Origin of the sequence: Actinobacillus pleuropneumoniae, from assembly GCF_003290385.1 — a bacterium.
Classification (GTDB): domain Bacteria; phylum Pseudomonadota; class Gammaproteobacteria; order Enterobacterales; family Pasteurellaceae; genus Actinobacillus; species Actinobacillus lignieresii.
Genome location: NZ_CP030753.1, coordinates 389,856 through 411,612, shown reverse-complemented (window position 1 = coordinate 411,612; position 21,757 = coordinate 389,856). Strand labels below are relative to the sequence as shown.

Genomic DNA, 21,757 nt, shown 5'->3' with positions numbered 1-21,757 from the left:
TATATAAAACAAGCGGTCAAATTTCAGCAATTTTTTGCAAAAACCGACTTTGTAATCCCGTTAAAGGTAAATCCGACCCCTGCCACGCTCGAACCAGCTGCACTTGCATTAAGCCGAGCGTGTCTAGCCCCGCTACCGTTTCCGGTGTGTATTGTGCGGCAATTCTTGCCAACTGCGATAATCCCAAACTGCTTTCAAGGCTGGAACTGATAACCGCTTTCAATCCTTGCGTATGTGCCTGCTTGATTAAATTCACACATTTGGCAAGCGAGCCGGTAAGGGTCGGTTTAATCACTATCGCTTTCAAATAATCTTCCGCTTTTACGTTAAATCCCGCTTCACGTACGCTTTCATCCCACGCTATCGCAATACCGGTTGCTTGTGCGAATTGACGAGAGAACGAGGGGGTAAAACAGGGTTCTTCAATAAATTGGATACGCAAGCGGTTCGATTTTGCAATTTTTTTACCGAATTCGATCGCTTGCGCCAACGAAAAACTGCGATTGGCATCCAAACGCAAGGTAAGATGTGGGAATTGTTCCAACAACCTATTTGCCAACTCGCCTTCCTTTTCCGGCTCGAAACCGATTTTGATTTTGCCGAGCGGCTGCGGAATTCGTGCGATTTTTTGCGCAAACTGCGTAAAATTACCGTCGCATAAAATTGCCGAAGCAAACTTTCCCTGAGTAATCAATTCATTACGCAATTCAGCCAATGCACAACTAATACCAAACGCAACCGAAGGAAATAATCCTTCCAAATCATCGGTTTGATTCGCTAACCACATCTTCGCTTGCATTTCCGCATCGGTTAATGTTTCTTGACTAAAACCGGGCAAGGGAGCAATTTCGCCTAAGCCGATTTTGCCGTTTTCTTCCAGTTTAAGAATCAGCCCTTCTCGTTGAATGAGCGGTTGCTTGCGTAATACCACGCCGGTTTGACAAGGAATCGCATAGCGGTAAAGTTCGGCTTTTCTCATTTTCTGTCCGTTTGTAAAATTTTGCCTAAATTCTACCGCTTGCCGCATATAATTGAAACTGGAAAAAAAAGCCCGTTTGAGCTAAAATTAAAAGAATATTTTTAAATTTCCTATTCCCCCTCTTTACACAAAAGGGGGATTTTTTCCGATTGCAGAGAAACAAATAATGTCTAGAAAAATGCTGGTTACTTGTGCCTTGCCTTACGCTAACGGCGCAATTCATTTAGGTCATATGCTCGAACATATCCAAGCGGATATTTGGGTTCGCTTCCAACGTATGCGCGGTAACGAAATTTACTTTGTCTGTGCGGACGATGCACACGGCACGCCGATTATGCTTAATGCGGCAAAACAAGGCATTACCCCTGAACAATTGATTGAAAAAGCAAAAACCGATCACATTGCGGATTTCAAAGGCTTTAATATCAGCTTCGATAACTATCATTCGACACACAGTGAAGAAAACCGTGAAATTACTACCGAAATGTATAAAAAATTACGTGCTAACGGTTTTATCAAAAGTCGTGTGATTTCTCAATTATTCGATCCTGAAAAACAAATGTTCCTTCCGGATCGTTTTGTCAAAGGCACTTGCCCGAAATGTAAAGCGGAAGATCAATACGGTGATAACTGTGAAGTCTGTGCTTCGACCTACAGTCCGATGGATCTTATCAACCCTCGTTCTGCAGTTTCCGGTGCAACACCGATCGTGAAAGAATCCGAACACTTTTTCTTCGATTTACCGAGTTTTGAAGGTATGTTGAAAGAATGGACGCGTTCCGGCTCATTACAATCGGAAATTGCCAACAAAATGCAAGAATGGTTCGAAAGCGGTTTACAACAATGGGATATCAGCCGTGACGCACCTTACTTCGGTTTCCCGATTCCGGATGCGGAAAATAAATTCTTCTACGTATGGCTTGATGCGCCAATCGGCTATATGGCGTCATTTAAAAATTTATGTGATCGCAACGGTTTAAACTTTGACGAATTCTGGAAAAAAGATTCAGAAACCGAGCTTTATCATTTTATCGGTAAAGATATCGTTTACTTCCACAGTCTTTTCTGGCCGGCAATGCTGGACGGTTGTGAATTACGTAAGCCGACTAATGTATTTGCACACGGTTATGTGACGGTGGACGGTGTGAAAATGTCCAAATCACGCGGTACCTTTATTCAAGCAAGCACCTATTTAAAACATATCGATCCGGAATGTTTACGCTATTACTATGCGGCAAAACTGAACGAGCGCATTGAAGACTTGGATTTAAGCCTTGAAGATTTCGTACAACGTGTAAACAGCGATATCGTCAATAAATTAGTGAACCTCGCTTCACGTAATGCGAGTTTTATTGCCAAACGTTTTGAAGGTAAACTGGCTGATCAATTAGAAGACGAAGCACTTTTTGCAGAATTTATCGCACAATCGGAGCAAATCGCCGCACATTATGAAAATCGTGAATTTAACAAAGCGATTCGTTTAATTATGGATCTTTGCGATAAAGCGAATAAATATGTCGATGATAAAGCCCCTTGGGTGATCGCAAAGCAAGAAGGTCGTGAGGCGGAATTACAAGCGGTATGTTCAATGGGTATCGAGTTATTCCGTGTGTTAATGAGTTACTTAAAACCGGTGTTGCCACAGTTAGCGGAACGTGCCGAAGCCTTCTTAAAAACGGAATTAACCTGGGATAACATTCAGCAACCGTTATTAGGTCAAAATGTTGCGCCGTTTAAATCATTGTTCTCTCGTCTTGAGAAAAAACAAATTGATGCGGTGATTGAAGAAACCAAAGCACTGTTTGCAGCACAAAATAAAGAAAAAGGAAAACAAAAAGTGGAAAATACTGAAAATACGGCTGTGGAGCCTATCGCAGCGGAAATTACGATTGATGATTTCGCAAAATTAGATTTACGTGTGGCAAAAGTAATTAGCTGTGAAGCCGTACCGGAATCAAACAAATTATTGAAATTCCAATTGGATTTAGGCGATCACCAACGCCAAGTATTATCCGGTATTAAAGCGGCTTACAATAATCCGGAAGAATTAGTCGGTCGTTTTGTGATTATGGTAGCAAACCTTGCACCACGTAAAATGAAATTCGGCGTATCGGAAGGGATGATTTTATCCGCAGGCACAGGCGGTGCGGATTTATTCCTACTTTCAGCGGATGAAGGTATCCGCCCGGGTATGCAAGTAAAATAATAGCTATAGTAAAAAAGGCGGTAAAAATTACCGCTTTTTTTGCGAACAAGGAGAAAAAATGATTCAACAAACACTCTGTTTAATTAAACCCGATGCGACACAACGCAATCTTATCGGTAAAATTCTTAGCCATCTGGAAGAAGCCGGTTTAACTATTAAAGCACTTAAAAAAGTACAGCTTAATCAAGAACAAGCGGAAGGTTTTTACGCCGAGCATCAAGGTAAGGAATTTTTTGCTCCGCTCGTGGAATTTATGATTTCCGCACCGATTGTCGCGGTCGTGCTTGAAGGCGAAAATGCAATCTCTCACTACCGTGAATTAATGGGCGCAACCAATCCGGAACAACGTAAAGCCGGTACGATTCGCGCCCTTTACGCTATCAGCGGACGTGAAAATTCGGTACACGGTTCGGACTCCGAGCAATCGGCAAAACGTGAAATCGCTTATTTCTTCACGCCGAATGAAATTCTCTAAACGATAGCTAAAAAGAAAGCCGTTTGCCTTACACAAACGGCTTTTTTATCACTTATACAAGCGGTCCGTTTCTTGCAATCTGGGATAGTGGACAAAATTGAGTCTAATTTCCCCATGATATAGCCATAATGGACATTTTTGAGTCTGTTATGGCTTTATTTTTAACTTCGCTGGCAAATAAAATCCTTTATAAACACCATCTTATGTTCATCAGTCAATCCTTGGTGAGGGGCTAATTTTGCTTTCATCAGCTTAAAAAATGACTCGACTAAATTCGTCGTATGTGCAATATGCAGTTCAGGATAATCTTGATAGGTAAATAAATAATTTATGCTACGTTTTAGACTCCAATAGGCACTTCTTAATCGTTTGTGTTTAAACCGTTTTGCATTATGCTCCGAGCGTTCGTTAAAGTAAGTTTTATACTCATTCCGCCATTGCAGTAATGCTTGATTAAGCGTCTCTTTTGTATAAGATTTAAGTGAATAGTATAGCTCCAATAACGCTTTCCCAGCCGGAGATTTGGGGGATTTCGTTAAATAAAATATCCCTCTCCCAACTTGATGAAAATGACACATCTGAGTTGGAATATCAGGATATGCATTGAGTAATCCTCTCCTACCATCGCAGGTAATCGATTGAATCTTAATGCCTTTTTCCATTAATTCTGATATAGCTTCGAAATAATACTGATTTTTCTCAGCGGGAATAAAACGAAAGTAGACCGGTTTGGAAGAGAGTGAATCCACTAAAACCAATACGGCAAAACGCTGTTTAAAATGTGTGGTATCCATCACGATGTTAATGGTTTCGGATAAAGGTTGTTGCTCAGCTTTTATGGATTTTTGAAGATGCCTTCTGATGGTTCTTTCAGAACATTGATATTCAATAGTAAGCTGCCGAATGGTTTGTTTTAGCGAGGTATACTTAAACCAAATTTCTTGTGAATTAAGTCGTTTGGATGCAACAAAATTACGATGGCAATCGAGACATTTATAGCGTTGAACACCATTAATTTTGCCATATTTTTTGAGGTTAAAAGATGAGCAGAAAATACAATTTTTTAGTCATTTTTATAAAAAGTGGGTTAAAGCCTTATAGTACAAGGTTTTAACCCATTTTGTAGACTCAATTTTGTCCACTATCCCCAAAATCTTACAAAAACAGACTGCTTAAATATCTGCTATTTACGAGAACCTAACAGTTTATTCGAACTTTCAAGAATGCTTTTGAGATCGGCATTATCTTTAAGCTGTAATTCGTCCATCGGTTCAATATGCCAAATATCACGAGCGTAATCCAGCACCGAACGATCCGATGAGAAATAACCCATATTCGCAATATTGATAATTGCCGAACGCGTCCAAGCTTTCTTATTACGATAAGCCGCCGCGACTTTTTCCTGCGCTTCCACATAGCTGCGGAAATCCGCACAAGCTTGGTAATAGTCGCCCGAATTGAGAATCAGATCTTGATAACGATACGGATCATCCGGCGAGAATTTACCGTTTAAGATTTGTGAAACCGCTTCGTTTAACTCCCCGTCCGTTTCATAATAATGATACGGCGAGTAGCCGTTACGACGCAATTCTTCCACTTGCTCAACCGTATTACCGAAAATAAAGATATTATCTTTACCGACACAATCAAGAATTTCTACGTTCGCACCGTCTAACGTGCCGATAGTTAAAGCGCCGTTAAGTGCGAATTTCATATTCGAAGTACCTGATGCCTCGGTACCTGCCAATGAAATTTGCTCTGAAACGTCCGCCGCCGGAATAATCATTTGCGCCAGTGATACGCCGTAGTTCGGAATAAATACTACCTTAATTAAATCGCGAATACGTTCATCATTATTGATGACATTTGCGACATCATTAATTAAACGAATCACTTTCTTCGCCGCATAATAAGCACTTGCCGCTTTACCGGCAAAGATAAACACACGAGGCGTCCAATCCGCATTCGGATTTTTTAAGATACGGTTATATAACGTAATAATGTGTAATACGTTTAGCTGTTGGCGTTTATATTTATGAATACGTTTTACTTGTACGTCAAAAATCGCTTCAGGGTTAAGCGTAATCCCTAAGTTTTTCTCAACATACTCCGCTAATTTACGTTTGTTCTCATATTTTACCGCCGCAACTTCGGCTTGGACGTCCGCATCATCGATAAATACGTTGAATTTTTCTAATTCGCTCAGGTTTGTCAGCCAATTCGTACCGATACGTTTATCCAAGATATTCGCTAAGCCTGGGTTGGCAATTCTTAACCAACGGCGAGGCGTTACCCCGTTTGTTACGTTAGTAAAACGATCCGGATAAATACGCGCGAAGTCGGCAAAAATGGATTCGACCATTAAATCCGAGTGAATTTTCGCTACACCGTTTACTTTGGTTGAAGCGACTACCGCCACCCAGGCCATACGTACTCTGCGATCACCGTGTTCATCAATTAATGATACACGTTGCACCAAATCTTCATCGCCCGGGAATTTTTCACGTACTTCGTTTAAGAACCATTCGTTGATCTCAAAAATAATGCCTAAATGACGAGGTAAAATACGCCCTAACATTTCTACCGGCCATGTTTCTAATGCTTCGCTCATTAGCGTATGATTGGTATAGTAGAAAATTTTGCGCGTCATACTCCACGCTTGCTCCCAGCTATAACCTTTTTCATCAATCAGAATACGCATGAGTTCCGGCACGGCAAGGGTCGGGTGAGTATCGTTTAAATGAATCGCCACTTTATCGACTAAATTAACACAAGAACCGCATTCCGTTTCATGGCGACGGATAATATCCTGCACGGAAGCGGAACAGAGGAAATACTCTTGGCGTAAACGTAATTCACGTCCGTTATAAGTTGAATCGTCCGGATAAAGTACGCGAGAGACATTCTCTGAAAGATTCTGGTGGCTCATTGCAGAGAAATAATCACCGCGGTTAAAGTCCGCTAAACCGAACCCCTTACCTGAAGCATGCGCAGACCATAAACGTAAACTATTGGTTGCGGTAGTTTCGAAACCCGGAATCAATTGATCGTGTGCTTGGGCAACAATTTCTTCGTCCGGTTGCCATACGACTTTTGAACCTTCATTCCATACTCGTCCGCCGAAACGAATCGGGAAACGTTTACTGGAACGTAAATACGGCCACGCAAATTCGTTTTCCAACCATTGATCCGGCTGTTCTACCTGCTCGCCGTTACGAATTTCTTGGCGGAACATACCGTATTCGTAACGAATACCGTAACCGATCGCCGGAATTTTCATTGCAGCAAGGCTGTCCATATAACAAGCCGCTAAACGACCTAAACCGCCGTTACCTAAACCCGGATCACCCTCTTCGTTAATAATATCTTCCAAATTTTGACCGAGTTCTTTTAACGCCGCGTCAATCAACTCATATACGCCTTCCGCAATCATCGCATTGGAGAAAGTACGTCCCATTAAGAATTCCATTGAAAGATAATATACGCGACGACTACCGTTCGCCACTTGACTGCGGCGAGTTTGTAACCATGATTCGGTCGAGAGATCACGTACGACACGTAATGCTGCATTCAGCCAGTTACGTTTACTCGCTTCACGCGGCTCGACCCCTAACGCAAACACCATTTTATATAAAATAGCGTCTTTAACTTGTTGAATATTCTCCGGACTTAAAGCCTTATTGCCCATTTGTCACTCCTAAATATAAATAAAATCCGTTATACGATTTCTTGATAAATCGCCTGATATGAAGCCGCCGCTCTCGCCCAGCCGAAATCTTGAGCCAATGCATTTTGACGAACGCTTGACCATAATTTATTTTTCTTCCATAAATTGACCGCTCGTCGGAAAGCCTCAAGGAAATCGTCACTGCTCGGATAATTAAACACAAACCCCGTTGCAGTACGTTGTTCAATACTTTCTTTATTACTATCCACCACCGTATCGGCCAATCCGCCGGTACGACGCACTAAAGGAAGCGTACCGTATTTTAAACCGTATAACTGGGTTAATCCGCAAGGTTCAAAACGGCTCGGCACTAAAATAACGTCCCCGCCGGCAATAATTTGATGAGAAAGCGCTTCATTATAGCCGATGTAAATACCGATTTGTTCCGGATGACGACTACGCGCTTCATTCAATAAATATTCCAAATGAGGCGAGCCGCTTCCTAAAACGACTAATTGAACACGTTCTTCCATTAATTCATCGATACGATCCAGAATAAAATCCGCACCTTTTTGCTCGGTTAAACGGGTAACCATCACCATAAGCATCGCATCTTTATCTTCCGGTAAGTGGAACATTTGTTGTAATTCCGCTTTATTCTTCGATTTACCTTGCATATAACTCGGCTTATAGGTTGCAACGATATTCGTGTCGGTTTCCGGATTCCACACCGTATCGTCCACGCCGTTTAACACCCCGTGTAATCGACCTTGCGCTTTGCGAGTTTGTAATAAACCGTGCATACCGCCACCGGCAATTTCTTCGGTAATTTCCAATGCGTAAGTCGGACTTACCGTTGTAATTTTATCCGCAAAATATAAACCGGCTTTAAGATAAGAAATTTCACCGTAAAACTCTAAACCTTCCGCTTGGAAGAAATGCCAAGGTAAACCGAGCTCATGTAAGTGGTAAGAATGGAAACGTCCCGGATAAGCGATATTATGAATAGTAAATACGCTTTTTACCGGACTATTCCAACTTTTAAGGTAAGCACAAGCTAAACCGCCCTGCCAATCATGCGCATGCAAGATATCCGCCTTACCCCACCATTGATCCAATCCTTCCGAAAGCTGCGCACCTAAATAACCTAAAAGTGCAAAACGTTTATAATTATCCGGATAATCCGCATAACCCGAATCATGATAAGGATTACCCGAACGCTGGAATAAATGCGGCGCATCAATCACATAAACGCCGAGTCCGTTAAAATAAGTAAAACGAATGGTCACTAAACCGGCAAAAGTACCGATGGTCGCCACTTCATTGGTTTCGCCAATTTTTTCCGCCACTTGAGGATATAACGGAATCAGAACTCTGACGTCATTGCCCGATTGTTGTTGCGCGTAAGGAAGTGCTCCCATCACATCAGCCAAGCCGCCTGTTTTGATCAAAGGATACATTTCCGAACAGATATGTAAAATTTTCATATAATCGCCCGTTTTGTTAATTTGTAAAAAAATAGAGAAATATGACCGCTTATAAAAACGCCTAAAGGACGCACAATGTGCGTCCTCGGCTAAACAGATTAATTAAATGGTATGGTGTAATTTAATATTGGAGGTAATACCTTGTAATTTATCCAACATACCTTGCGTAACAAGTACGATTCCGCCTTTACTCACTCGGAAATGTTTCGCATCTTCTTCCGGATTTACACCGATTTGTAAGCCGTCCGGAATCACACAATGACGATCGATTACCGCTCGTTTAATCACACAATTTTTACCGATACTTACCTGAGGTAAAATCACGGTATGTTCGATGATGGTTTCTTCCGCCACATGTACACGGTTAAATAAGACCGAATTACTGATTTCCGCATCGGTAATTACACAACCGCCGGCGATAAGCGAGTTATCTAAGGTACGTTGTCTTTGTTTATTGTAATAGAATCGAGCCGGTGCAGTTTGTTGCGGACGTCCGTGGATAGGCCAAGATTCGTCATATAAATCCAATTGCGGTTCTTCCGAAACCAAATCCATATGCGCCGCCCAATAGCTGTCAATCGTACCGACATCACGCCAGTAGATTGCGCCTGTTGCGTTTCGACCTTTACATGAACGTTCAAACGGATGAGCATATAACACGCCTTCTTCCACCGCTTTCGGAATAATATCTTTACCGAAGTCATGTGAAGTTCCGGGAACCGCTGCTTCTTGCTCTAACATTTTGTAGAGATAATCCGCATCAAATACGTAAATTCCCATTGAAGCTAATGAGGAATCAGGACGTCCCGGCATTGCAGGCGGATCAGCGGGTTTTTCCACAAACTCTTTTACTTTTAATTTGTCATTGACCGCCATTACGCCGAATTCGACCGCTTGCTCACGAGGTACCTCGATACAACCTACCGTACATTTCGCTCCGCTTTCTACGTGGTCACGTAACATTTGGGTATAGTCCATTTTATAAATATGGTCGCCGGCTAAAATCACTACGTATTTAGGACGATAATGCGATTTCATCATCGACATATTTTGATAAACCGCATCCGCCGTACCGCGATACCAAGTATTTTCATCCAATTGCTGACGAGCCGGAAGCATATCGATATATTGATTGCGCTCATAAGGAAGGAACGACCAACCGCGTTGTAAATGGCGAAGTAACGAGTGTGCGGCGTATTGCGTAATCACGCCGATTTTTAATAAATTGGAGTTAATACAGTTTGAAAGTGCGAAGTCAATAATACGACGACATCCGCCGAAATATACGGCCGGTTTCGCACGTCTATCGGTTAATTCATAAAGGCGTGAACCTCGACCACCCGCTAAAATAAGTACTAACGTATCGTTAGTAATATCGAGACCAGATTTATTTAGGTCGTTTTTTTCTTGTGTAAGCATGTGATTTCTCCGGTATTAATATGAACTTAATTTTCTTTGAAGCACGCACACTCCCATCTGTTCGAACTGAAGAGCAACCGATTGCGTATTCGCTATCAAAGTCGCAATATTCTTACCGAGACAAATATGCCATTTACCTGTCGGTAGGAAAAATTGCTGGGTGGTTTTTTTGGCATTTATTAAGATCAGCCAATGATCTTGCAGTAGAATTTGTAACGCTTTGGACTCCGTATTATGCCAATCTTCAATCTCCATCACTTTCCCTTGCGATGAAAACCATTGAACGTCATTCTCCGTCCACCAGTGGTTTTGGTGAGAGAGTAAGGCAATACGTTTACGTAAGGCTATCCATTTTGCTACATACTCAATTCTTGATTCATTTGCATTTTGCCAGTCAATCCAAGCTATCTCATTATCTTGGCAATAAGCGTTGTTATTACCCTTTTGCGAATGCCCCAACTCATCACCGGCACGTAGCATAGGTACGCCGTTTGAGAGAAATAAGGTCGCCAATAAGCTACAAGCGGTCTGATCTCGCAAAATATTTACAAATTCGTTATCGGTTTCGCCTTCAACACCGTGGTTATTACTATGATTAGTGTTTTCACCGTCACGATTATTTTCACCGTTTGCTTCATTATGCTTTTTGTTATAACTCACGAGATCTTGTAGAGTAAAACCGTCGTGTGAAGCAAAATAGTTGATACTTTTTGCCGGAGAATATTGCCAATAAAGGTCATCGCTACCGGCTAAACGACGAGCAAACTCGCCTAGATTGCCACTCTCGCCTAAAAAGAATTCTCGCATCGTGGTACGGTATTTATCATTCCATTCCGCAAACTGAATCGGAAATCTGCCGACTTGATAACCGTTCGGACCAATATCCCAAGGCTCGGCGATTAATTTAATATGTTCTAATTCAGGCGTTTGCTTAATTTTTTCAAAAAACGGCGATAATTGATCAAATTCGGGGGTTCGTCCTAATGTGGTTGCCAAATCGAAACGGAATCCATCGATATGGCATTCACTTACCCAGTAAACCAAGCTGTCTATCGCCCACTGGCACACTCTCGGATGGCTTAAATTTAACGCATTACCGCATCCCGCCCAATTCTCATATTCCCCTTGCTGATTCAGCCAATAATAATTTTGGTTATCAATGCCTCTTTGACATAGCGTTAAACTGTCCGTACCGCCCTCTGCGGTATGGTTATAAACCAAATCTAAAATGACTTCAAAACCGTGTTTATGTAATGTTTTAACCAAATATTTAAATTCGGTAATCGGGTCTTCTTGATCCCAAGCAAGCACCGGCTCAACTGCAGAATGTCCGATAACATTGTATCCCCAATAATTGGTTTTCCCCATTTTCTGCAAGTGCACTTCATCAATATGATGGCTGACCGGTTGCAATTCTATGGTCGTGACGCCTAAACGCTTCAGATACGCAATAGAAGCCGGATGTGCAAGACCTGCATAAGTCCCGCGTAACGGTTCGGGAATCTGTTGATTTAACCGACTGAAACCCTTTACATGAAGCTCGTAAATAATGGTTTCTCTCCACGGGTAATGCGGGCGTTCGTCATCTTCCCAATCGAAATTATCCGGCGTAACCACTACCGATTTAGGCGCTAAATGAGCGTTATCACGTTTATCATCCCATTGAAAATACTTAATTTCATCCGCCGTATGCGCCGATACCGTACCGACGATACGTTTCGCATAAGGATCAAGTAATAACTTTTGCGGATTAAATAACGCGCCTTTTTGCTTATCGGTAATCCCTGCGACACGGAAACCGTATTCGATGCCTTCTCCGATATTTTCAACGAATAAATGCCATACATCACCGGTACGTCGCATCGCAAAACGTTGTTCTTGCGATTGCTTAAATAAACAGAGTTCGATAGCGGTCGCATTTTCTGAAAAAATTGCAAAATTCGTGCCGTTTTCGACCGCTTGCGCACCTAATGGAAAAGGACTTCCCGCTGTCACTTTCATATTTTGTTACTTCTTATTTTTATGAGCTTTTTTATGTGCTTTAGCTTTTACGCTTACCGTTTTTTTAGTGGGTTTTAATGCTTTTTGCATCGCAACTTCCGCCATTTTCACAATATCTTGTTCGGCTTCAACCGCTTCTTTAGGCTTAGGCTGACAAGCAATAAAAATGGTTGATAACGGCGGAATCGAAAGTTCAATAGAGAACGGTTTACCGTGCGATTCGATTGCTTCGCATTCAATCTCGCCGTAATTGCCTACGTTACTTCCTTCATAGTAAGCCGCATCCGAATTGAGGATTTCAGTATAAGTGCCGTCTTGACGCACGCCGATACGATAATTATGGCGAACGACCGGCGTAAAGTTACTGACTACGATCACACTCTCGCCGTTTTTGGCTTTACGTTCAAAAGCAAATACCGATTGTTGCCAGTCATCGACTACTAACCATTCAAAACCGGCAGGATCGTAATCCAATTGATAAAGCGCCGGATATTTTTGGTAAGTACGGTTCAAATCTCTCACCCAATTCAGCACGCCTTTATGCCAACCGCCGCCTTGTTCGCCTAACAGGAACCAATCGAGGCTTTCGTTGTAATTCCATTCACGACCTTGGGCGAATTCATTACCCATAAACAGTAATTTTTTACCCGGATAGCCCCACATATAACCGTAATAGGCTCTTAAGTTCGCAAATTTTTGCCAACAATCGCCGGACATTTTTCCGAGAATGGAACATTTGCCATGCACCACTTCATCGTGTGAAAGCGGTAATACGAATTTTTCGCTATATTGATACATCATCCCGAAGGTCATCCAATCGTGATGATATTGACGATAAATCGGATCGAGCGACATATAACGTAAGGTATCGTTCATCCAGCCCATATTCCATTTATAGTCGAAACCGACCCCGTTTTCCTCCGGACTATGCGTAATACCGGCAAATGAAGTGGATTCCTCCGCAATCACAACCGCTCCATTTCCTTCTTTTTTCAACATACGATTGGTTCTACGAAGGAAATCAAGCGCTTCTAAATTTTCTCGTCCGCCGTATTGATTCGGAATCCACTCGCCGTCTTTACGAGAATAATCACGGTAAATCATGGAAGAAACCGCATCGACTCGTAAACCGTCGATACCGAATCTCTCCGTCCAATATAAGGCGTTACTAGAAAGATAATTAAACACCTCGTGACGACCGTAATTAAAAATTAAAGTATTCCAATCTTGATGATAACCTTCTCGCGGATCTTGATGTTCATACAAATGCGAGCCGTCAAACTCGGTTAAACCGTGCGAATCGGTCGGAAAATGCCCGACTACCCAGTCAAGAATCACATTAATACCCGCTTCATGCGCTTTACGAATCAAGGTACGTAAATCGTCCGGCGAACCGAATCGGCTGGTCGGAGAATAAAGTCCGGTCGGTTGATAACCCCAAGAACCGTCGAACGGATATTCGGTAATCGGTAACAATTCGATATGAGTGAACCCCATATCTTTAACATAAGGAATTAATTCGTTGGCAATTTCTTCATAATTCAGCCAATAATTATTCTCAAGATGGCGACGCCACGAACCGAGATGCACTTCATAAATTGAAATCGGCTGGTCGGGATCATTCGCATGACGTAGTTTCGCATCCACTTCGATTTTTTCCGGTAAACCCGTTACTACGGATGCCGTATCCGGTCTGAATTGCGATGCGAACGCATAAGGGTCGGATTTCAAACGAATGTTACCGTTGCTATCTAAAATTTCGAATTTATATAATGCACCTTTCTCAACATTAGGTAGGAAAATATCCCAAATACCGCTTTCCGAATGGAAACGCATCGGGTTTACTCGCCCGTCCCAATAGTTGAAATCGCCGACAACCGATACACGACGGGCATTCGGCGCCCAAACGGAAAAATGTACGCCGGAAACGCCTTCTTGCGTTTTCAAATGCGCACCTAAGGTTTCGTATGGACGAAGATGAGTTCCTTCCGCCAATAACCAGTTATCCATCGGTAGAAGCGAAGAAGTAAAACGATAGGGATCTTCAAGGTCGATTTCCGCTAAAGAATAACCGACTCTTAAACGATAATTTAAGGAAGAATACTGCTGCGCCAATTGCGCTACAAATAAGCCTGAGTCGTCTATTTTCAAAGCTTCGGAAAGTATTTGACCGTCTGCACTCAGAATTTTAACCGTCGTTGCTTCCGGTAGAAAAACACGAATTACGCTCACATCACCCGCTTGATGTAAGCCGAGATAAGAGAAAGGATCTTTACAATACGCTTGAGAAAGTTGCTCAATAAAAGATAAATCTTGTTTAGAATACGTATATGTTTTCATGCTATAACCATCCTCGCTTTTCACACTTTTGACTATTTTCTTCCTGACTACGAAAACGTTTGCATCATAACATTTTCTAATGGTCTTCGGCGAAGCATTGTTCATTTTTGTGATTTAAATCATGTTTTTCTCTTGAGATATGCGAACCAGATCACACTTTCTGATATTTTTTTCGGCTTGCTAGAACGATTTAGCAGAATATAGGTTACAATATCGGACAATATTTTTATTTTTAAAATTAAATCTGATAAGGAGTTACGATGCTAAATTTATCGGCAAAAAATATCTGCTTAAATAGCTCGGTAAACAATAAAGATGAAGCGATTAAACTTGTTGCCGCCGGCTTAACGGCAAACGGTAATGTTGCGGAAGGTTATGAAGCCGGAATGCTTGCGCGCGAAACGCAAACCTCTACTTTTCTAGGTAACGGTATTGCAATTCCGCACGGCACATTGGATACCCGCCACCTTGTACAAAATACCGGTGTACAAATTTATCAGTTCCCGCAAGGTGTGGAGTGGGGTGAAGGCAATAAAGCCTATGTTGTGATTGGTATTGCGGCAAAATCCGACGAGCATTTAACACTATTGCGTCAATTAACCGGCGTATTAAGCGACGAAGCGGCGGCGGAATTACTCGCAACTACGCAAGATACGGACGAATTTATCAGCGTGCTGAGCGGTAAAAAATCCTTACCGAGTTTGACCGATACCCTCATTTCATTAAATATCGATTCTCCGAGCCTTATTACGCTTTCTGCGATTAATGCCGCAAAACTGCAAGAAAACGGTTATGTTAATCAGACATTTATCAGCGAAGCGATTTCAAATCAGCCGCTTAATTTAGGCAACGACGTTTATCTTGCCGATGCCGCTCAAGGCAACCAATCAAACGGTATCGCCGTTGCACGTAACATGTCAGGTCAAACGGTCATTACCGTTGCAGCAACCGACGAGCATCTACAAAGCCATCTGGCTTACTTATTAAACGGCGATATTCGTAGCCAATTCTCAACCGCTTCCGCAGAACAAATTATTGCGTTTTTTAACGGTGAAAGCATTGTAAATTCCGCTCAAAATACCACCGCTTGCGTAAATCTTGCAACAGGTCAGGTTATCGGTACTTTCACCGTACGTAACGACAACGGCTTACACGCTCGTCCAAGTGCGGTTTTAGTACAAACCTTAAAACCGTTTGCGGCAAAAGTAACCGTTGAAAACTTAGATCGCGGTACGGCGCCGGCGAATGCGAAAAGCACGATGAAAGTGGTAGCGTTAGGAGCAAGCCAAGCACACCGTTTACGTTTTGTAGCGGAAGGTGAAGACGCTCAACAGGCGATCGAAGCGTTGGCAAAAGCATTCGTAGAAGGCTTAGGCGAAAGCGTTTCATTCGTACCTGCGGTTGAAGATACGATTGAAGGTGCGGCACAACCGCAAGCGGTTGAATCTGCAAAAAATTCTGCAAATCCGACCGCTTCCGAGCCTACGGTGGAAGGTCAAGTGGAAGGCACGTTCGTGATTCAAAACGAACACGGTTTACACGCCCGCCCAAGTGCGGTGTTAGTCAATGAGGTAAAAAAATATAACGCGACTATCGTTGTACAAAACTTAGACCGTAATACTCAATTAGTCAGTGCGAAAAGCTTAATGAAAATTGTAGCACTTGGCGTCGTAAAAGGTCATCGCTTACGTTTCGTAGCAACCGGTGACGACGCTCAAAAAGCGATTGACGGTATCGGTGCAGCGATTGCTGCAGGTTTAGGCGAGTAATTGAGGAACAAACAATGACACAACAATTACGAATTGCAACCGTAACCTTAAATCCGGCATTCGATTTAGTCGGCCGCCTCCAACGTATTGAAGTGGGCGAAGTAAACACGGTTGAAACCTTAGGTTTATATCCTGCCGGTAAGGGCATCAACGTTGCGAAAGTATTGGCGGATCTTGGCGTTAAATTAGCGGTTAGCGGTTTTTTAGGCGCTGAAAATCAAGGCGATTTCGTTCAATCGTTTAAACAAAACGGTGTGGACGATCAATTCTATCGTATTGACGGTAAAACGCGTATTAACGTGAAAATTACCGAAACCGAAGCGGACGTGACCGACTTAAACTTCTTAGGCTTTGAAATTAGTGCCGAAGATTGGGCAAACTTTACCGCTCAATCACAGCAATGGGCAAAAGAGTTTGATTTGGTGGCGGTATGCGGTTCGCTCCCTCGCGGTGTAACGGCACAACAATTTGCACAATGGTTGGAATCACTCCACCAACAAGGCTTAAAAGTGGTATTAGACAGCAGCAATGCGGCATTAACCGAAGGTTTAAAAGCCCATCCATGGTTAGTAAAACCGAATCGTCGTGAGTTAGAAGTTTGGGCGAATCGTCCGTTAAACAGCTTAGAAGAAGTGATTGCGGCGGCACAAGAATTGCGTGCCGGTGGTATTGAAAACGTAATTATTTCAATGGGCGCAGACGGCTCTGTATGGCTTAACAGCGAAGGAGTGGTTCAAGCTCAACCGCCTCGTTGCCAAAATGTTGTGAGTACGGTCGGTGCCGGCGATTCGATGGTGGCAGGCTTAATTTATGGGCTTGCTCAAGGTTGGGATAAAGCGAAAACTCTCGCCTTCGCAAGTGGTACATCGGCATTAGCAGTATCACAAAGCAATGTCGGTATCAGTGACCGAAACGCCCTAGATGAGATTGTGGCGCAGGTGAAATTAACCCGATTAAGCTAATAATTTGTCATCAAATCTCCCCCTACCCCTCTTTACTAAAGAGGGGGGAATAAATTTTCTCAAACTTATAAGGATCTCAAAATGAATATTTCCTTTGTATTCCCTCAATCATTAGGTAAAGCCCGTGCTTTCCTCGTGAATGAAGTATTATCGGCGGCAGCCAAGCAACAAGGCCATCAAGTTGTAAACGCTGAACAAGCTGATTTTGTTGTGTTATTTAACGATGAAATTCCGACTATTGCTGCCGGCAAACAAGGTGCGGTGGTGAATTTAGACCAAGCCTTTACTCAACCGGAAGCGACGCTTAAACAAGCGGTCGAAAATGCAAAAACTTTTGCAAATGCAACCGTTTCTAGCGCATCAAATTCAGGTGTAAAAAACATCGTCGCAGTAACCGCTTGCCCGACCGGTGTGGCACATACCTTTATGTCTGCGGAAGCTATTGAAAACTATGCTAAAGCACAAGGTTGGAACGTTAAAGTTGAAACTCGTGGTCAGGTTGGTGCGGGTAATCCGATTTCTGCGGAAGAAATTGCAGCGGCAGACTTAGTCTTTGTGGCGGCGGATATTGACGTGGATTTGGACAAATTCAAAGGTAAACCGATGTACCGTACCTCAACCGGTTTAGCCTTGAAGAAAACCGCACAAGAATTTGAAAAAGCTTTTGCACAAGCAACCGTTTATCAAGGTGGTACAACGACTTCGCAACAAACTGAAAGTTCGGCAAGCGGTGAGAAAAAAGGTTTATATAAACACTTAATGACCGGTGTTTCTCATATGTTACCGTTAGTGGTTGCCGGTGGTTTATTAATTGCGATTTCATTTATGTTCGGTATTGAAGCGTTCAAAGACGAAACCATCGCCGGCGGCTTACCAAAAGCATTAATGGATATCGGTGGCGGTGCGGCATTCCACTTAATGATCGCCGTATTTGCCGGTTATGTTGCTTTCTCTATCGCTGACCGTCCGGGGTTAGCGGTCGGTTTAATCGGCGGTATGTTGGCAACCACAGCCGGTGCGGGGATTTTAGGCGGTATCGTAGCCGGTTTCCTTGCGGGTTATACCGTAAAATTCTTAAACGGCGTGATTCAATTACCGGCAAGTTTAACTTCGCTTAAACCGATTTTGATTCTACCGTTATTAGGTTCTGCAATTGTTGGCTTAGCGATGATTTACCTCATCAACCCACCGGTAAAAGGCATCATGGACGCTTTAGTTGAATGGTTAAATTCAATGGGTCAAGCGAATGCGATTATCTTAGGTGCAATCCTTGGTGCTATGATGTGTATCGATATGGGCGGTCCGGTAAATAAAGCGGCATATACATTCGGTGTCGGTTTAATCGCTTCGCAACAATATACGCCAATGGCAGCAGTGATGGCGGCGGGTATGGTTCCGCCTATCGGTATGGCGATTGCAACCTTAATCGCACGTAATAAATTTACCACTAACCAACGTGATGCAGGTAAAGCCTCGTTCGTATTAGGTTTATGCTTTATTTCGGAAGGTGCGTTACCATTTGTAGCGGCGGATCCGGTTCGTGTAATTGCAACCTCTATTATTGGCGGTGCGACAGCAGGTGCAATTTCAATGGCATTCGGTATTACGCTTCAAGCACCGCACGGCGGTTTATTTGTGATTCCGTTCGTTTCACAACCGTTAATGTATTTAGCGGCAATCGCAATCGGCTCAGTGGTAACCGGTGTGATTTATGCAACTATCAAACAAAAAGCATCAGAATAATTTTCTTGATGATAAAAAAACGGAGCTTGTTGGCTCCGTTTTTATTTAGTAGTAATGCCTAATAAATGATGATAATAAACTAACGTAGTATTACGATAATTTGTCCTTAGAATATTCTGATTTTGTTCCCGTATCGCTTTCAGATAATCCAATCCGTGCTTAATACCCGTTTCTTGGTTGATCCCTAATATAAATCCTTTCTTAATATTAGAATGAAGAGGTATTGCAAAATCACAACCTAGAATTTTAACGAGAATAACCCCGTAACCTCTCCCGCCTTTATTAAATAAAATTTGCGTATTATCTTTATTATCAATATAAAATTGTTCTGTTAGTTTATAAAATTCTATTGCCTTTGGCATCGTAGTCTCCTATACGAAAACACCCACTATAAAAGTGGGTGTGATTTCATTTGGTCTTTTAGTTTTTTACGTGGGGCGTCTCTACCACCACGAGGAAAGATTATCCGATACTGGTTATTTATGCAAGTAATTTATGTTTCTATCTGAAAACTTTTGTAAGTTTGCTAGGAAATTAGACCGCTTGCTTATAAAATCCGCCCGTTTTTTAACCCTAAATAGGACTTTTTAATATGAAAAAAATTTTTTGGATCTTAGTGATTGCCGTAGTTGCGATCGGCGGTTTCTCTTTAACCAAATATAACGATTTAATGCGTGCGGAAGAAGACATCAACTCAGTGTGGGGAAATGTAGAATCCGCTTATCAACGCCGTGCGGACTTAATTCCTAGCTTAGTAAATACGGTAAAAGGTCAAGCCAACTTTGAAAAAGAAACCTTAACATCCGTGATTGAAGCGCGAGCTAAAGCAACGGCGGTAACCATTGATCCGAATAATGCGACTGAAGAACAAATGGCAAAATTCCAAGAAGCGCAACAAGGCGTAAATTCAGCACTTTCTCGCTTATTAGTTTCAGTTGAAAAATATCCCGAATTAAAAGCGCACGAAGGTTTCTTAAATCTTCAAGCACAGTTAGAAGGTACGGAAAACCGTATCAATGTCGAGCGTAATAACTTCAACGCTGCGGTGAAAGAATACAACAAACAAGTGCGAGAATTCCCGACTAAACTTGCCGCAATGATTATGGGTTTTAAAGCTAAACCGCAATTCAAAGCTGAAGCAGGCTCGGAAAAAGCACCAAGCGTAAACTTTAATTAATCTCTTACACAAAAACACGGAATGTTTAAAAATATTCCGTGTTTTTGTGAATTTAGTGATAACTCTATGAAATTATTTTCTTTTCTTTCAAATAAATTGCCTGTCGATACTCAGCGAATCGAACAGGCAATTTCGCATTTAGAGCAGCAAACCTCCGCCGAATTACGTGTCGTGGTCGAGCGTAAAGCCAAAGGAAAAGCCGATACTATGGCACGAGCGAATCAGCTCTTTGATGAATTAAAAATGCGAGAAACGGCGGAACGCAACGGTGTGCTGATTTATCTCTCTTTCAAACCGCATAATTTAGCGATTGTCGGTGATAAAGCGATTCATGAAAAAGTCGGCCAAGTTTTTTGGCAATCGGTTTATGATGCGATGAAACAGCAATGCCGACAAGCGGATTATACTCAAGCGATTTGTGAAGGCATTAAACAAGTGGAAGTGCAGTTAGCCACTTATTTCCCTCGTCGTGATAATGATATGAATGAGTTGTCAAATGAGGTAGTGATTAAATGATAAAAGCGTTTTTTAAGCCGTTTTGGTTTATCTTATTGGCATTTTTCACATTAAAAGCAACGGCTGCGGACAATTACCCTGCCGCACCGAATCCTTTTTATTATGTGACCGATTACACTAAAACACTAACTCAACAAGAATGGCGAACCTTAGAAGATACACTAATTGCCAACCGAGCGAAAACCAGTTCACAAATTATTGTGGTGATTGTGCCTTCCACCAATGGCGAGGATGTCGCAAGCTATTCGCATAATTTATTTAATAAATGGGGAATCGGGCGTACTAAAAATAATGAAAATAACGGCATATTATTACTGATTGCCAAAAACGATCGAAAACTATTTATTGCAACCGGCAGGGGCTTGGAAGGCGCATTGCCTGATGCGATTGCTTCAACCATTATTCGCCACAACATTACACCATACTTCAAACAAAACTTATATGCGGAAGGGATTGCCAGCGGCTTGTCTGCGATTATGGCGGCAATTAACGGTGAATATGCCGCTTATGACAGTTATGGTGAAAATAGCGGTGAAGAATCGCTAGATCAAATCGACGGTTTACTGTTCTTCTTGGTTGCCGGTATCGTGATTTTCTTAATCTTCCGACCGGGCAGAAACGACCAATACATCAGCCCGAGTGCAGCGGATCAATTAGGCAGAATTATCATCAATTCTTCTCGCCGTAGAGGCGGTTTTGGCGGAGGATTCGGGGGCGGCTTTGGCGGCGGTTCTTCCGGTGGATTCGGCGGAGGCTTTGGCGGAGGAAGTCGAGGCAGCGGCGATAGCTTCGGCGGCGGTTCTTCCGGCGGCGGCGGCGCAGGCGGTAGCTGGTAAACACTTTTAAGCCGATAACAAGCGGTTAAATTTCGGAAAGTCTTTGCAAAAAACTTCCAAAATTTAACCGCTTATTTTTTTATTTAAAATAAATACCTTTATTTATTGCGTTTTATCATTATTTTATAAAATTAATTAATCCCTTATTGCTATTTTGACTCGCTTTAGGTATATCTACCC

General features: G+C 42.4%; 16 protein-coding genes. 8 read left to right on the top strand and 8 right to left on the bottom strand.

Annotated features, from left to right (window positions below; all coding sequences use genetic code 11):
- Positions 1-16 precede the first annotated feature (16 nt).
- The gene (gene menC / locus DRF63_RS01895; RefSeq protein WP_005596339.1) at positions 17-1,027 is read right to left on the bottom strand and encodes an o-succinylbenzoate synthase; all 1,011 of its coding nucleotides are present in this window, start codon (positions 1,025-1,027) and stop codon (positions 17-19) included.
- Positions 1,028-1,145: 118 nt separating this feature from the next.
- Between menC and metG the strand changes: the two genes are divergently transcribed.
- Together metG and ndk are read left to right on the top strand one after the other, a co-directional pair.
- On the top strand, positions 1,146-3,185 hold the full coding sequence (gene metG, locus DRF63_RS01890; RefSeq protein WP_043991748.1) for a methionine--tRNA ligase: 2,040 nt from the start codon (positions 1,146-1,148) through the stop codon (positions 3,183-3,185).
- 58 nt (positions 3,186-3,243) lie between these two features.
- The gene (ndk, locus tag DRF63_RS01885; RefSeq protein WP_005596335.1) at positions 3,244-3,660 is read left to right on the top strand and encodes a nucleoside-diphosphate kinase; all 417 of its coding nucleotides are present in this window, start codon (positions 3,244-3,246) and stop codon (positions 3,658-3,660) included.
- A gap of 161 nt (positions 3,661-3,821) precedes the next feature.
- Here ndk and DRF63_RS01880 read toward each other — a convergent pair whose 3' ends face one another.
- From DRF63_RS01880 to glgB, 6 genes are all read right to left on the bottom strand, one after another.
- Complete coding sequence (locus DRF63_RS01880; protein ID WP_418910099.1) at positions 3,822-4,715, bottom strand: IS256 family transposase, variant Zn-binding type; 894 nt, start codon at positions 4,713-4,715, stop codon at positions 3,822-3,824.
- Between the two features lie 128 nt (positions 4,716-4,843).
- The gene (locus DRF63_RS01875; protein ID WP_005596322.1) at positions 4,844-7,348 is read right to left on the bottom strand and encodes a glycogen/starch/alpha-glucan phosphorylase; all 2,505 of its coding nucleotides are present in this window, start codon (positions 7,346-7,348) and stop codon (positions 4,844-4,846) included.
- Between the two features lie 29 nt (positions 7,349-7,377).
- A complete protein-coding gene (gene glgA / locus DRF63_RS01870) occupies positions 7,378-8,814 on the bottom strand; it encodes a glycogen synthase GlgA (RefSeq protein ID WP_005596321.1) in 1,437 nt (478 codons plus the stop codon).
- 102 nt (positions 8,815-8,916) lie between these two features.
- Positions 8,917-10,233, bottom strand: a complete 1,317-nt coding sequence (glgC, locus tag DRF63_RS01865; RefSeq protein WP_005596318.1) for a glucose-1-phosphate adenylyltransferase — start codon at positions 10,231-10,233, stop codon at positions 8,917-8,919.
- A gap of 15 nt (positions 10,234-10,248) precedes the next feature.
- Complete coding sequence (gene glgX, locus DRF63_RS01860) at positions 10,249-12,234, bottom strand: glycogen debranching protein GlgX (RefSeq protein WP_005596316.1); 1,986 nt, start codon at positions 12,232-12,234, stop codon at positions 10,249-10,251.
- A gap of 6 nt (positions 12,235-12,240) precedes the next feature.
- The gene (glgB, locus tag DRF63_RS01855) at positions 12,241-14,574 is read right to left on the bottom strand and encodes a 1,4-alpha-glucan branching protein GlgB (protein ID WP_005596314.1); all 2,334 of its coding nucleotides are present in this window, start codon (positions 14,572-14,574) and stop codon (positions 12,241-12,243) included.
- 260 nt (positions 14,575-14,834) lie between these two features.
- On the opposite strand from glgB, the gene fruB reads away from it, so the two are divergent.
- From fruB to DRF63_RS01840, 3 genes are all read left to right on the top strand, one after another.
- Positions 14,835-16,343: a fused PTS fructose transporter subunit IIA/HPr protein gene (gene fruB, locus DRF63_RS01850; RefSeq protein WP_005596312.1), complete on the top strand. Its 1,509-nt coding sequence runs from the start codon at positions 14,835-14,837 to the stop codon at positions 16,341-16,343.
- Between the two features lie 14 nt (positions 16,344-16,357).
- Positions 16,358-17,305, top strand: a complete 948-nt coding sequence (gene fruK / locus DRF63_RS01845) for a 1-phosphofructokinase (protein WP_005596310.1) — start codon at positions 16,358-16,360, stop codon at positions 17,303-17,305.
- Positions 17,306-17,386: 81 nt separating this feature from the next.
- Positions 17,387-19,048, top strand: a complete 1,662-nt coding sequence (locus DRF63_RS01840) for a fructose-specific PTS transporter subunit EIIC (RefSeq protein ID WP_005596308.1) — start codon at positions 17,387-17,389, stop codon at positions 19,046-19,048.
- Between the two features lie 41 nt (positions 19,049-19,089).
- On the opposite strand, the gene DRF63_RS01835 is transcribed toward DRF63_RS01840, so the two are convergent.
- Positions 19,090-19,410, bottom strand: a complete 321-nt coding sequence (locus DRF63_RS01835) for a hypothetical protein (RefSeq protein ID WP_005596306.1) — start codon at positions 19,408-19,410, stop codon at positions 19,090-19,092.
- Positions 19,411-19,640: 230 nt separating this feature from the next.
- Between DRF63_RS01835 and DRF63_RS01830 the strand changes: the two genes are divergently transcribed.
- From DRF63_RS01830 to DRF63_RS01820, 3 genes are all read left to right on the top strand, one after another.
- Positions 19,641-20,225 (top strand): LemA family protein, encoded by a 585-nt coding sequence (locus DRF63_RS01830; RefSeq protein WP_005596303.1) that lies wholly within the window; start codon positions 19,641-19,643, stop codon positions 20,223-20,225.
- Between the two features lie 66 nt (positions 20,226-20,291).
- A complete protein-coding gene (locus DRF63_RS01825) occupies positions 20,292-20,741 on the top strand; it encodes a TPM domain-containing protein (protein ID WP_043991746.1) in 450 nt (149 codons plus the stop codon).
- Positions 20,738-21,577 carry a TPM domain-containing protein gene (locus DRF63_RS01820; protein ID WP_005596299.1) on the top strand — a complete coding sequence of 280 codons (840 nt, stop codon included), beginning with the start codon at positions 20,738-20,740 and terminating at the stop codon, positions 21,575-21,577. The genes DRF63_RS01825 and DRF63_RS01820 overlap by 4 nt, the downstream gene beginning before the upstream one ends.
- Positions 21,578-21,757: the final 180 nt, after the last annotated feature.